Source organism: Pseudoalteromonas sp. 0303, from assembly GCF_013349995.1.
Taxonomy (GTDB): Bacteria; Pseudomonadota; Gammaproteobacteria; order Enterobacterales; family Alteromonadaceae; genus Pseudoalteromonas.
On record NZ_JABVXF010000061.1, the window covers coordinates 1 to 13,180 of the forward strand.

The window sequence follows — 13,180 nt, forward strand, 5'->3', positions numbered from 1 at the left end:
CGTGACCAAGGTGATTATTATGCCTTGATCTGATCACTACATATTCTATAAGTTCAATTTATAATGATCTTGCCGTGATAAACCACTGCAAGTTCATAGCTTTTTACAATACCTTGAGTTTCAAGGTAGGCAATTACATTATCTGTATTTAGTGCAGGAAACAGACAATATGCAGTAGTGTAGGGATGTTTCCTAACTCTTATGTTTACTAGGTTAAGCAGCTCAGGACTCAGAGAGCCGATCAACATATCCACATCTTTAATTGTCGCAACAACGTCATCTAGGGCGCACTCTTTAATCAAAGCGGAATAATGAGAATGTGAAGCCAAGTTGAACAATGTTTCCCACTGTTTAATATTGTCTGAAGCAGATTTGATTAGCTTTTCAATTTGAACTGATAACATTAGTACGCCTCGCGTGAATAAGCACTTTCGAATTGTTCTTCATAAGCTTGCTGATTGGAACTGTGCTGACAATCTTGATCATCAAACAACATTGGGTCATTCATAACACTATCTCTATAAATACAAGGGCAGAGGGTCTTCCAGTGACGTTTAATAAGGGTTTTCTCCCTCATTTGATCCACATGTACTGAAAGCCACGCTTCATTACCCATCGCCTTACCTTGCTCTTCAATAGCTAAAATCTCCTCAGGAGGCATGACTGTAGTCTTAAAAGAACCATCAATTAGCTCAGTTTGACAATAGCCACCGGCTAATTGTCCACGCATTGCTTTAGATAGAACGGTTGTAGTGTGGGTAACTTTTGAATTTACACCGTTGTATTGGAAATTGTCTTTTTCATAAAAAACATTCGCATTAATTTGTTTTACTTTTCCAGAACGGTAAGCAAGTTTAAGAATTCCCTTGTAGCCTAATCCTAATTGAGTCACATATTGGCCTGATGATTCACTATATTCAGTTTTTAAAAAGCAAAGCTGCTCAGTAGGGCAAAGTGAAAGGCCTATTTTTGCAGCTTTTAAAAATGAACTGATTACGGACTCAACTGGAGTGTAAGGGAAGCTGTATTCTACGTTTAATCCAGACATAACGATTTGATAGACGTAGTTTAGCTCTGTATTAAAGTCAAGCTTATAACCATTTTCGTAAAGATAAGCATCAAACTGGCCTTTGCATGCTGTTAATTTTCCATACAATAAATTTTGATATTCTTGAAGTGATAAACTCATAACGCTCACCGTTGAACTTAGATATGTAATAAGAATATTTGATTTAAAAAATCGCGCTTATTACCAGTCAATAACAACGACCTCATCGTTTTTGGTGTATCCATACCAGTTTTCGCTATCTAAACATTCTTTAAGAGTTGCAATTGCTTTCTTCATGTCATTATGAGCAATCATCTGGCGGGTACGTTTCAACTCAAAAACCTCGCATATATCAGCCTCTAAATATTCAACACCGATAAAAGCAAACAATTTAACGGGAATACCTGCTAAATTCGCAACATACTTATAGAAACTCTCTTGAACGTCATATCGAAGGTCTCGGCATTGGAATCTAAACTTATTTGGATTGGCTGAACGAGTAGACTTAACATCACTGGCAATTGCATGCTTGTTAATGTAATCGAATTTTACTTTAAGCATTAATCCAGAGTCAGGATCTCGCGCTATTACAGTAAGTTCCGCAAAACCATTTGAAATTAATCGCTTAGCTCTAGCGTGAGATTTGAATGTATCCAAAATTCTATGGGCGTCATCCCAGACTAAACCATCTATTGGTGTCTTATGGGTTATGTGTGAAAGCGCTCCATCGTTGAAAGCAGCTAATAGGCTAGAACACTTATTATCTTCCACCATTTTTACAGCTTCGTTGTAGGCTTTGACTCCAGCGCCTTTTATTATGGATTTCGCAATCAAATCATCAAAAATTAGGCTGTTTGGTTTAGCATCTAACAAGCGCTTAACTAACTCTGATTTAGTGCCTGAGACCTTTTGACCTGCGGCTTTTAATGCGTCCTTTAGCTCAGCACTTGTGTGAAGCGCTGTAGGATACTCAATGGCAAGAGGTACACGGAAATAACGATCATAAAAACCAATTGGCTCTAATATTAACTCATGACCATAAGTGCCAGTATCAAGAGTGTTTCTTTGTGCAGCAGTTCGTTTTCTTTCCTCATTAGAAAAATATTGACGAAATACATGAGCTGGTGTGTTTTTCGCTAACTCTTTAATCAGAGATGAGCTATGAGCATCTAATTCGTGGTAAACAGAATTTGGCACACCGCTATAAATACCTTCAACAAGATCACCATTAGAGTCCAAAAAGTTTGGATTACCTAAATCATCGTATGCAGGCAGAATAGTGTTAAGCCATTCTGTGGGTTTTTCTGTTTCTTGAACTTTTAGATTTGCTGATGCCATGTTCTTGCCTTGCTCTACTTATTTAAAGTAGTAACATCATGTCATAGAGATTTTTTCGTGCTGAACTGAAGAAGAAAACCTATCTTCAAAGTTAATGATGAGAATTGAGCGCGATCTTTAATTTTATATTTTCAGATAGTTAAGTCATTTAGAAAGTATATAGTTTGACTCTGAGGTGCTTGCATCACACTTTCACTCTAGCTATGCTGAATTTTCAATAAGTTATAGTGGTATAATATGTCTAGGAAGATTGGCCATACTGAGGTGCAGTATCGTAAGAGGATTAATGAAGGGCGTGGTACAGGCGAGTATCAGGATTATAAGACTTGGTTAACGGCTTATGATGCGCCATCCGATGGTCGTGTACATCGAGTCTTTGGTTATAAATCCAAACGAACACACCACTCATTATCCGATCTTGACCTATCCATGTTCTACTTGCTTGAGTGGCGGCAAGATGTGCTGCAAGTCAAAGAGCAGTTTCCGCTTGAACGCAATATAACAATAGAGCTTGCTGAATCTACTGGCATCAAATATCCAAGTGTTCGAGGTATTGACTAATACTTACCAAGTGACTTTCTTGTTGAAATAACCTCATAGATTAACCACTTTGTATTAACTATATTAGCAAGTTAGTGACATACCGCTAAAAAAGACCCCAGCGTTTAGCCTTGCCCTCACTGCTACTATATAATAACGCTCAAGTATTTTGTTATTATATTAGAGCAAAATACACTAATGTTATTATATGGTACCATTTAATCGGTATGTTACTATATAGTCTCATTATGGTTTGAGGTTACTATATAGTAACCCTTAGTTGGTTTGTTATAGTGTAGTAACATTGCAGGTGAGTTAGGTGAACGTATGAAGCTATATGATGGTGAAATCTTAAAAAAGGCGCGTAAAGCTCAAGAGCTGACTCAGGCAGACGTTTGTAAAATACTCGGCATAGGCCGTAGACAAATCTCACAAATGGAAAACGGTGTTTTTGATGGGGGTCTAAAGTACTTCCTTAAGTACTTATCATTATTGAACTTAAAGATTGACATAATCAAAGGAACGAGCGGCTGGGTAAACGATGATGAATATAGTTATATGCCCGATGATAAGAATTACCCAGAGAATGAGGAAAGGGCAACATATCACTCTTCTAGCGCTGCAATAGCAAAGAAAAAACCAGCAGTATTACCAGGTATGGATGAATTAGATTCACTCGTTGATTTGTTATTTAAAAATTCGGGTGATAGTAATGAAAAATAAAAACGCACACTACCCTAATCAAATTAAGACAATTGGTGTTAAGTCATTTGGTGAAAATGCAGGGATTTTACAAAAACCCGCAGAGCATCGATTTACATACTCATCAGCTAATAGAATTAGCTTAACAATGCCTGTTGAAAAAAAGGTTTTTAATCATGGTTCATTGCACCCAATTTTTACTCAAAATTTGCCGGAAGGGGCAATTCGTGCCTACCTATACGAACGGCTTATCAAAGCAAATAAGGATATTAGGTTTGATGATATGTATATGTTGGCGCTTCAATTTAGTAACGCAATAGGACACTTGGCCTACGGTAGCAATATTACTCAAGCGAAAGCGGAGCCGATTGGCCTTGAGGACGTACTTACTTATAAAGGTAAAGATGGTATTTTTGCGAGCCTCCTAGATCGTTATTATTTACATGGTGTAGCTTCTGGAATGCAGCCCAAGGTGCTCATTCCTGCAACTGCGACAAATGACACAGGGGAAAGAGCTACAGTTCAAACAGATGAATACATTGTGAAAACATTCGACGATGATTTTCCGCTACTCACGGTAAATGAGTTTGTGTGTATGCAAGCAGCAAAGGCGTGCGGCTTAAAACCACCAGCCAGTTACTTAAGTCAGGATTTGAGAACCTACGCTGTAAAGCGGTTTGATATAAAGCCAAAGCGAAAAATTGGGGTTGAAGACTTCACTGTGCTAATGGGTTCTGCAAATACTCAGGAAGCTAAATATCAGTCAAGCTATGAAAATGTAATGAATTTTACAGCAAAATACACAGGGGGTAACCCGCGTGAATTAAGAACGATGTACTCATACATTGTGTTTTGCATGTTGATTGGCAATGGCGACGCTCACTTAAAAAACTTCGCGCTAACTTATGATGGCATGATGGCCGCTGTAACTGTTGCACCCCCATATGACATCACACACACTCCAATTTATCCAGATATCGCAGATGAATCTGCATTAAAAATTAATGGTAATCGAGTGTGGCCATCTCACGCCGAGCTCGTTGATTTTGGTGATAAATTTGGTATTTCCAAGCCCGCGCAAATAATAGAAGAATTTGCCGATACGATTGCTGATTACTTGAAGATTAGTGAGGAAGTAAGATTAATGGATGGATTAAGGGAGTCGATTGAGAAGTCCTTAAGCACCGCAAAGGTAGGTGTGTACACTTCAACCGGTTACACGCATAGAAAAAAAAGAAAATTCGAATAAGATAACAACAGACAGCTATTACCTGTCTGTTGTTAGTTAGTACTTTGGTTGCTTAGAACTACCTAGATACAGGAGGCGGCAGTGACATTTGTAAGGAAAAAGCAAGGCGTGCCTTGCTTATTTTTTTGTTAAAAATCAACTGTTGTGGGTGAACAATAAAGTTTCATACTGCTAGGAGGCAACTTGTAGCAGTATAACTTTACCAGTTCTTGTTGCTTGTTCTACGAAACAAGTAGTTTGTTTTAGTTTTTCACTGTTTTGTTTCGTTAAGGTGGTAAATATTTCAGGTTTAGTATGAAACTTTATAATTTGAATCGAGCAAGAATATAAGCTGTTACCTAAGTCCAGTATGAATCTTTCTTTCCCAGCTCCAAATTTCCAAACCAAAACACCAGAGCTGCAGCCCTGCTCAGTATGAAACTATATTGCGTGATGACAGCAATTAGGTTAACGATAATAACTTGATCATTAAGAGCAAGTATTTGTAGAGCTGTCACCAGAGGGTACAATACAGAATGGCGAACTCTTTGAGTCTTTAAGATGTTTTTGAACGGTACTGTGATAATTCGCCCGGATATGAATTAAATGGCAGGTTGATAACAGGCTTCAGTGTCACATATGAAAAGCGCCATGTAGAAGGAGCTTGGGCAACTCACCCTTGCTTCAAAGTTCACTTTTCTAACGATGAGTTGAGGCCGTTTTCTATCAAAAAAGCTATTAAGTCTTTAGCTGATAACCAAAACTAGAACTTTAAGTAATAACAGTATAAAGCAGCTAAGTTAAAGACATCCAGTATAAAGCATCTATCTATTGCCAACTTACTGTGAGAGAGTATTAAAATATCATACTAAAATGGCTGCGATCGCAATCGATACGCAGCCATTCCTAAATCGAAAATGTCCAGAAGAGAGTTACAAGAGTATGATACTTTAATATTCAGTTGTAGCTTGATTTGGACTTGATAGTAGCTTTTAGTATGAATCTTTATTCCTCTCCTACACTAACTCGCACTGGTTAGCTGAAGCCATACTCATGAACTCATCAACTATCGTGCTTAGCTGGGGAAACCTAGTTTTGACCTCGTATAAGTACATCAAAAGCTTTTGATTGTTGGTTCCGCAATTTAGATAAAAAGGTATGGTTATTAGGTAGTCAGCAAGTGCTGGTGGTATGATTTCAAAATGACCGGCATTGTTACGAAGCTCGAAAAACTCTAAGTCACTAACAGCAGAAATGTTAAGCTCATTTAGTTCATCACTTTTGCTCTTAACATGCTCAATATCTGCCTTCATTGCCCAAAATGGTACCCAAGCTGAGTTGCTGAAGTTATTTATAAGTTTTTTATAATCACATTTTTCAGTCAGGCTACAATCTAAGAATTCTAAATTAGCTTCGCTGATGTCATAAGGTAATGATTTTACAGCCTCAAAACTGTCTTTTATGACACCAGCCTCTTTAGTAGAGGCAAACTTTATACGATGAAGCCAATATAAAACTAAACCATCAGCATACTCGCTGCTTAAACTTTTAAGCTTTATTCCAGCATAACTCTCAACAGGAATAAATTGGCCGTTCCAAGTAACCGGTTCAGAGAACAGAAATGTACCTTGGTTAAGCTTGCCATTAAAGTGATCGATAATAGTTGAGTAGTCAAAAGTTGGCTCTACACTAGAGTTGTCAGCGGGATGACGTAATTGCAAATAAACTATTGATAAAATAGAGCAAAGTAAAATGGCAATGATAAACCACTTTGAGTTTTGATATTTTGAGTATTGATTCAGGTTTGTAAACATAAAAGCCTCCATATGTATGCTTAATAATGTACAGATATACGCAACATATAGAGGCAAAAAAAAATCTAATATTTTTAAAAAATTACTTTTTATTTTGAGGTTGCTCAGCTTTTCGTAGCTCTACCTCTTTTTTGATTTCAAGCTCTTTAAGCTCAACATCACGCTGGTGAGTGGCTTGAATTGCATTTTGTTCATCGCTCTTTCTATTCTGCAGTCGCTTTTCAAGTTCATCGAATGCAACAGACACTTTCTCTTCTACTGTTTTAGCACGCAAAGACTGTATTGCTCTGTTATATTCTTCATAAGGCATTTTTACAAGAACATATGCATTTGCTACTCCAGCAACATTATACAATTCACGCTTTACTCTCTGCGCACCGGCAACACTAACTTCTTCGACAATTGAATCAATAAGCATATTAATTTGAGTCTCAAGGTTTGAATCTAGAGTCTGGTTTTCATATGAACGCTCTTGGCCAGAGATAAGTTGTTTAAAGCTTTTTGCTACATCAAATTTAGCTCTGAGCTCGGCTGCTTTTAATGCAAAAGGAGGTTTGTTTGATGAACCGTATCCAACGCCAAATACACCTGTTGAGTCAGATTGTGGTACATCTAAGTACCAATCTGGAATACTATTAATGAGTTGGTCCATTTTCTCGTTTTTTTTATCAACTTGCTTTTGGTGAGCAACTTCTATCTGTTCAATTTTTTCATGGATACCGTTACTAGAACATGCTGAAACTGTTATTACAGTGATCGCGATTAATAGGTGACGTTTTAAAGTTTTCATGCATTTCTCCAAATTTGAATTTCAAAAGTAACGATACAGGATGTTTAAAAACGCGCATTTTTGAAAAAATTTAAATTTGATAAATCAGCAGGTCAGCATTTATGATTCGTATAAACCCCAAATTTGTGGGGTTATTAAAGAAAATAAAGGATTTTTGCATGAACAAATTCGCCATATTGTTTGGGTTGTCATTTATTTTGCCCAGCAAAGTACTTGATGTAAGTGGCGGAGGGAACCAAGGCGGCCCAGCATATGAAAGTTGGCAAGGGTTGATTATTAAAGATGAAAATCGTTGCTCTGCGTATGATAAAAAGACGGATTATGATTATGACCAGAATGTAGAAGATGCCATTGTTGCAAGTATGAATGGGCAAGTTTATGGACCATATACAGGTAGCTATTTTGAATCAGATTCCGAAACCGATATAGAACACATTGTTGCCACTTCTGAGGCTCATGACTCAGGCTTGTGCTCAGCTCCTGTCAGTATAAGAAAAGCCTTCGCCTCTGACTTACTGAATTTAACGCTTGCTTCACCTAAAGTTAATCGATGTAGTAAAACAGGTAAGTACGGCTTTGATGCCGGTGAGTGGTTGCCAGAAAAAAATAAATGCTGGTTCGTAAATCGCATTGTTCAAGTTAAGCAAAAATATAAATTGAGTATAGATTTAAATGAATATCACGCATTAAGCTCTGTACTGATGAACTGTACTAGTACGGATATGGTAAACCACAGCAAAGTTAAATCTTTGCAGCCTACTACTTATGATACGTCCTATCCAACTGGTGCCTTGTCAATTTATGATGATAACCAAAATGGTAAAATTAGCTGCAAAGAAGCAAGAAACCATAAAATAACGCCTGTCTATAGTGGTCACCCAGCCTATCCGTATATGAATGATCGCGATGGCGATGGAGTCGTTTGTAGATGATATTGTAGTCTAGGAAAGGTGGTATATTTTTTCAAAACACACTTGTACAGCTCTTCTTAACTAAAAGCTCGATAGAAAGAAGAAATACGAGGGATAGATGATATTAGAATTTTAAAAACTCATAATGTTTAAAATTTTAAAAATTGATCGTAGAATTAAAAGATATGTGTCAGACACTTTAAACAAATGTCCCAAGATAAATACGTATCAATTACAGAAGCAGCAAGATATGCTCGAGAGAAAAAGTTATCCTCAATTAAAGAATGGCTTGAGGCCAGTGAAGGTGATGAATTTCCAGTGTCTATGCCTAAGCGCCCACCTAATGTATATGGCTGTAAATGGTCAGAAGTTTTAGCTCCTAAAAACTCACCTGGTTGTGGACGATTCGTTGAGTTTCATGAAGCTTGTCGAATTGCTCGGACATTGGGCGTTGAGACGATGACACAATTTAGGGAATTAAGTAAAGAGGGTGGTAGACCTGCTAATATACCATCAAATCCAAACCTTCATTACAAAAGAGAATGGAAAGGTTGGGTTCATTTCTTAACTGGAAAAACTGAGTAAAGATTTCAGCTGTTATTAGTATTAATCATCAGTCTTTTTTCAAATCTGTTTTTATTTCAAGCACGCAATGGCGTTGTAGTGAATACTTAGACTGCTAATGGTAGTATGTCATGTCGGAGTTTTGTCACCTAGCAGAACCACTATTTTGGTTCGAGAATCGGAAAATCAAACCTTCAGCTGTAAAAACTAACTCCACTTTCCCTAAATTATCTGTCAAAAATAGATTTTTTTCAGGCATTTCTGAAATCCATTTCAAGTAAATTAATAATCTCAACTTAATAGATTTTCAAATTTGGACCAAATTCAAAAAGGAATTCTATTTAGAATAACAACTTACTTTGGGTTCTAAAATGCTATTTCGTAAACTATTACTGCTAGCCTTGGTATATATATCTTTCAGCACTAAAGCTGAAACCACAGTAAATGTTGAGCCTGTAAACACCTTATCCTCTAATAGCTTACTGAGTAGTAAAGCTGATGAACCGTTTACAATAATAAAGGTACCAACATTATACACCTTGGATGGAAATAAGGCTTTTGGTGAACAGCAGATCACATTTAAGTTACATAGTAACGCACCAAGCTCTGTCGTAGTAAATGGAAATACTGTAACAAAAGGGCAAACTGTTCAATTTGATAAGGCTGTTAACTCAGCTGGCGGTCTAGATATTCCAATTTACCCAGGGGTAGTTGGATCATCAGGAGCTGCAAATTATACCATAACTCTAAGTGTCAAAGGGGCAACATGTCCTGAAGGCTACACTTTATCAGGGGAAATATGTTATAAAACTTCAACTGAACCAGCAATTAAAGTGTGTCCTTCAGGTTATGCATATAGTACAAATTCTGGTGATTGCTCTAAAACATATACTGTAGAAGCCACTAAGAACTGCCCTGCAGGTACAACGTATTCAAATGGTGCATGTATGGGTTCATCTAGCTCGCCTGCTAGCTCATCTTGCCTGGCTGGATATACGCGCTCAGGAAGTAGTTGTTATAAAGATACTCAAATTGATGCAACTAAAAATTGCCCAGTTGGTACCACATACTCAAATGGTTTATGTCTAGGTTCATCGAGCTCGCCAGCAAGTTCATCATGCCCGGCTGGATATACGCGCTCAGGAAGCAGCTGTTTTAAAGATATTCAAAAAAATGCAAACACGTCATGTCCTGCAGGTTCTACCCTGACAAATAACAAATGCATGATATTGACAACTTCAAACGTAATTCAATCATGTCCTACTAGCTACTTATTGGACGAAGGGGTTTGTACTAGAACGTCAGAAAGAGCCGCGATACCTTATTGTGATGAACCTCGTTGGCAACTCAATAGTGACAAAACAAGCTGTGATGATGTAGGTTGGGGGATGTATCCACAGCCAGTTAAGAATAAATGCGACGCGGGTTATAGCATTGTGACTTATAGAGAAGATCCAAATGATATCTTTTCAGCTTCAAAAGTTAAGTGTGTTAAGACCGAAAACACACCAATTACTCTTAAGTGCCCATCTGGATATAGTTTAGGTCCTGGAGGGTGTACGAGGCTAGAAGAAACAAACGAAATATACTACTGTGATAGCGGTTATTCTCTAAGTGGTACAATATGTTATCAAAAGATTTCAGAGAATTTGATTTACTCATGTTCGGCTGGTGGTACATTAAATGGCACTACCTGCGTTAGCTCTTCATCTACAGCTGTGAGTTACTCTTGCCCGTCACAATATAGTTTGTCAGGGTCGAAATGTAATAAGAGAGAGAATGCGAGTTTAGTTTACTTATGTACGGCTGGTGGGACATTGAATGGAACTAGCTGCGTTAGTTCTACATCTACACCTGTAACTTACTCTTGCCTCGCAGATTATACTTTATCAGGGGGGGAGCAGTGTAGTAAAACTGTTGAAGCTCCAAGCACTAATACTTGCCCTGCAGGTTGGAACCTAGAAGGGGAGGGGTGCACAAAAACCGAATCAGTTGCACCATAACACCTTTCACTAAGTCCAATTTTAATAATTGGGCTTGGTTTTAAAACCCTACAAGCAGAAACATTTTAAAAAAGGTTAAATTCAAGTTTACTCTTTTTCTCGCCTTTTAATTAGAAATAAGCTGTAAATTGTAAGTAGTTATTCGTTGCATATGTCATTGAAAGGTATTAGAAATAAAATCCAAAAGGCTTTAAACGTATTTCTAATGCCTTATCCTGAGCTAATTAAAAAAGGGTTGGGACCAGTAAACAGGAAATGAATGATATTGGTTTTGCTATTTTTTCAGAGCTGAAGTCGGTTAAGGGTATCATTTCTGGACAAGCATAGAACCAATAAATTTAAACTCTCACCACTCCTGTAGACGTATTTAGTAAGAAGCGCTATTGTGGCTACTAACCGCTTTGTCGGGCGATGCTTCTTATTTAACTTAAACAGTTTCCCAAATAGAGGATTCATTGTATATAATTTGTATGTTAAGTCATAAGGCCCTTGTCAATTTTTTCAATTAAAACATTACAAGGTCCTATTCAAGGGGACTATATGGCATATTGTCTAAAAAAAATTTTTCTATATTTTACTCTTTTAGTGATTCTGATCTACCCACTACAAGCACTAACTTATCCAGAAGAGATACATCCATTTTCATCACTAAAAACTACTCCTTTAGGTTTACAATTATTAGAAGCCGAAGATAAATACAAAAAGAATCCATTACAAACCCTTAAGCAACTGAACAATTGGAAAGCATCAAAAAATTGGGAAAATTCACCGACAATAAATGCCAAATACTATATTTTAAAAATCCTAATTCATAGGGCTTTATCTTCAACTAGTGAAGAAAGAAAAGCTATTGAAGAATTAAAAAAATATGCACAGGAAGTAAATGTAACTTGGTTGAAGTTAGAAGCTAATTACCAAAATGCTAACTTCAACTTAATACATGATGGAAACAATAAATTAGTTAAAAATATCATTGACGAGACATTAGAACCAGCAATTAAGATTAACTTTAATCATTTAGTTGGTCGGCTCTATAACTTACGAGCTATTACAAAGCAAAATAATGGTGATAATAACGGTGCATTAAAAGACTATTTTCAGGCATTAGAAGCTTTAGAGCGTTACCATACTGAAGATTGGTTAATAAAAATATACTCTAATATCTCTATAATATATTTACAAATTGAAGATTTCTCCAAGGGCTTAGAAATCAATGACCTGGCTTTTAAAATTTATAATGATGAACAAAGAGAAAATGCGCAATTGAAAACTTCTCTTTTGATAATGAGATCACTATTTTTAAAAAATTTAAGTAAAAATGATGAAGCAATTAGAGCGCTTTACCTTGCTAAAGAGAGCGCATCAAAGACAGGGTCAATTAGCTTAATTCTAAACGTTAAAAACAACCTCTCAGGAATGTTATTACAGGCAAAGAGGATCAAAGAAGCAAAGCTTGAGGTTCAAGAGTGCATTGATGAGTCAATTAAACACGGCGTTAACTCGGTACTTCACTATTGCCGCTCCAACTTAGGACATATTGAAATAGAGTTGGGTAATTACGCTACTGCCATTGAGTTACTAACGGAAGCGAAAAACAGCTTCGAAAAACAAGATAATTTTAAAGCAATGATTCAACAGCAGTATAGTTTAAGTAATGCATATGAACTCGCAGGAGAACACTATAGCGCTTTAATTGAAATCAAAAGTTACTATAAAAAATATATAGAGTTGATGTTTAGTGAAAGAGCCCGGGAAGTTACTAAAATTCATGAAGATTATCAAACGAGGTTAAAAGATAATGAAATAGAAATGCTAAAAATTCAAAATGATCTTCAGTCTGTTAGATTACAAGAAAAAGAACTTTCAAATACACTTCTAATTTTATTTTCATTCATCAGCTTTTTTGTCTTATATTTACTTGTTCGACGTTATGTCTCTATAAGAAAATATAAAAACAAACTTGAAAAAACAAATACAATACTTAAGAATAAAATCCAAATTGATCCATTGACTAAGTTAGGTAATAGACGTGCACTAACAGAATATATAGAAAATTTTGATATCGAATCTAATACAGATGTGCCCGAGTATTTGCTCATTATGATCGACATCGATCACTTTAAACAAGTTAATGACACATTTGGACATAGTGTTGGAGATGAGGTCAGGGTGAGAGCATACTTTGTTAACAAGTATTAACCAAAGATAAGCTCAGCCCTGAATTCATCGTCAAAACTAGCCC

The 13,180-nt window shown here is 36.6% G+C and carries 12 protein-coding genes; 7 read left to right on the plus strand and 5 right to left on the minus strand.

What is annotated here, in order from left to right; all coding sequences use genetic code 11:
- Positions 1 to 53 precede the first annotated feature (53 nt).
- The 3 genes from HUS62_RS21325 to HUS62_RS21335 are packed head-to-tail and all read right to left on the minus strand — an operon-like array spanning position 54 to position 2,386.
- Positions 54 to 404, minus strand: coding sequence for a hypothetical protein (locus HUS62_RS21325; protein WP_175081074.1), 351 nt, complete (start codon positions 402 to 404; stop codon positions 54 to 56).
- Positions 404 to 1,189, minus strand: coding sequence for a recombinase RecT (locus HUS62_RS21330; protein WP_175081075.1), 786 nt, complete (start codon positions 1,187 to 1,189; stop codon positions 404 to 406). Before HUS62_RS21330 ends, HUS62_RS21325 begins: the two co-directional genes overlap by 1 nt.
- A 60-nt stretch (positions 1,190 to 1,249) precedes the next feature.
- Positions 1,250 to 2,386 (minus strand): PD-(D/E)XK nuclease-like domain-containing protein, encoded by a 1,137-nt coding sequence (locus HUS62_RS21335; protein ID WP_175081076.1) that lies wholly within the window; start codon positions 2,384 to 2,386, stop codon positions 1,250 to 1,252.
- 237 nt (positions 2,387 to 2,623) lie between these two features.
- Here HUS62_RS21335 and HUS62_RS21340 point away from each other — a divergent pair, with 237 nt between their 5' ends.
- The 3 genes from HUS62_RS21340 (at position 2,624) to HUS62_RS21350 (ending at position 4,877) form a co-directional block, all read left to right on the plus strand.
- Positions 2,624 to 2,947: a hypothetical protein gene (locus HUS62_RS21340; protein WP_258536830.1), complete on the plus strand. Its 324-nt coding sequence runs from the start codon at positions 2,624 to 2,626 to the stop codon at positions 2,945 to 2,947.
- A gap of 306 nt (positions 2,948 to 3,253) precedes the next feature.
- Positions 3,254 to 3,649 carry a helix-turn-helix transcriptional regulator gene (locus HUS62_RS21345; protein ID WP_175081077.1) on the plus strand — a complete coding sequence of 132 codons (396 nt, stop codon included), beginning with the start codon at positions 3,254 to 3,256 and terminating at the stop codon, positions 3,647 to 3,649.
- Positions 3,639 to 4,877, plus strand: a complete 1,239-nt coding sequence (locus tag HUS62_RS21350; protein ID WP_175081078.1) for a type II toxin-antitoxin system HipA family toxin — start codon at positions 3,639 to 3,641, stop codon at positions 4,875 to 4,877. Before HUS62_RS21345 ends, HUS62_RS21350 begins: the two co-directional genes overlap by 11 nt.
- 995 nt (positions 4,878 to 5,872) lie before the next feature.
- Here the strand turns inward: HUS62_RS21350 and HUS62_RS21355 are convergent.
- The gene (locus HUS62_RS21355) at positions 5,873 to 6,670 is read right to left on the minus strand and encodes a hypothetical protein (RefSeq protein ID WP_175081079.1); all 798 of its coding nucleotides are present in this window, start codon (positions 6,668 to 6,670) and stop codon (positions 5,873 to 5,875) included.
- Positions 6,671 to 6,752: 82 nt separating this feature from the next.
- Positions 6,753 to 7,460, minus strand: coding sequence for a hypothetical protein (locus HUS62_RS21360; protein WP_175081080.1), 708 nt, complete (start codon positions 7,458 to 7,460; stop codon positions 6,753 to 6,755).
- 158 nt (positions 7,461 to 7,618) lie between these two features.
- Here HUS62_RS21360 and HUS62_RS21365 point away from each other — a divergent pair, with 158 nt between their 5' ends.
- The 4 genes from HUS62_RS21365 (at position 7,619) to HUS62_RS21380 (ending at position 13,137) form a co-directional block, all read left to right on the plus strand.
- Positions 7,619 to 8,392, plus strand: coding sequence for an excalibur calcium-binding domain-containing protein (locus tag HUS62_RS21365; RefSeq protein ID WP_175081081.1), 774 nt, complete (start codon positions 7,619 to 7,621; stop codon positions 8,390 to 8,392).
- A 186-nt stretch (positions 8,393 to 8,578) separates the two neighbouring features.
- On the plus strand, positions 8,579 to 8,956 hold the full coding sequence (locus HUS62_RS21370; protein ID WP_175081082.1) for a hypothetical protein: 378 nt from the start codon (positions 8,579 to 8,581) through the stop codon (positions 8,954 to 8,956).
- Positions 8,957 to 9,306: 350 nt separating this feature from the next.
- On the plus strand, positions 9,307 to 10,938 hold the full coding sequence (locus tag HUS62_RS21375; protein WP_175081083.1) for a hypothetical protein: 1,632 nt from the start codon (positions 9,307 to 9,309) through the stop codon (positions 10,936 to 10,938).
- 540 nt (positions 10,939 to 11,478) lie between these two features.
- Positions 11,479 to 13,137, plus strand: coding sequence for a GGDEF domain-containing protein (locus HUS62_RS21380; RefSeq protein ID WP_175081084.1), 1,659 nt, complete (start codon positions 11,479 to 11,481; stop codon positions 13,135 to 13,137).
- The last annotated feature ends 43 nt before the right edge of the window (positions 13,138 to 13,180 follow it).

Excerpts from the sequence above, each read along its gene's own strand:
- HUS62_RS21380 (WP_175081084.1), top strand. The coding sequence starts at position 11,479 with ATGGCATATTGTCTAAAAAAAATTTTTCTATATTTTACTCTTTTAGTG.
- HUS62_RS21365 (WP_175081081.1), top strand. The coding sequence starts at position 7,619 with ATGAACAAATTCGCCATATTGTTTGGGTTGTCATTTATTTTGCCCAGC.
- HUS62_RS21375 (WP_175081083.1), top strand. The coding sequence starts at position 9,307 with ATGCTATTTCGTAAACTATTACTGCTAGCCTTGGTATATATATCTTTC.
- HUS62_RS21330 (WP_175081075.1), bottom strand. The coding sequence starts at position 1,189 with ATGAGTTTATCACTTCAAGAATATCAAAATTTATTGTATGGAAAATTA.
- HUS62_RS21335 (WP_175081076.1), bottom strand. The coding sequence starts at position 2,386 with ATGGCATCAGCAAATCTAAAAGTTCAAGAAACAGAAAAACCCACAGAA.
- HUS62_RS21370 (WP_175081082.1), top strand. The coding sequence starts at position 8,579 with ATGTCCCAAGATAAATACGTATCAATTACAGAAGCAGCAAGATATGCT.
- HUS62_RS21355 (WP_175081079.1), bottom strand. The coding sequence starts at position 6,670 with ATGTTTACAAACCTGAATCAATACTCAAAATATCAAAACTCAAAGTGG.
- HUS62_RS21350 (WP_175081078.1), top strand. The coding sequence starts at position 3,639 with ATGAAAAATAAAAACGCACACTACCCTAATCAAATTAAGACAATTGGT.
- HUS62_RS21360 (WP_175081080.1), bottom strand. The coding sequence starts at position 7,460 with ATGAAAACTTTAAAACGTCACCTATTAATCGCGATCACTGTAATAACA.
- HUS62_RS21345 (WP_175081077.1), top strand. The coding sequence starts at position 3,254 with ATGAAGCTATATGATGGTGAAATCTTAAAAAAGGCGCGTAAAGCTCAA.
- HUS62_RS21325 (WP_175081074.1), bottom strand. The coding sequence starts at position 404 with ATGTTATCAGTTCAAATTGAAAAGCTAATCAAATCTGCTTCAGACAAT.
- HUS62_RS21340 (WP_258536830.1), top strand. The coding sequence starts at position 2,624 with ATGTCTAGGAAGATTGGCCATACTGAGGTGCAGTATCGTAAGAGGATT.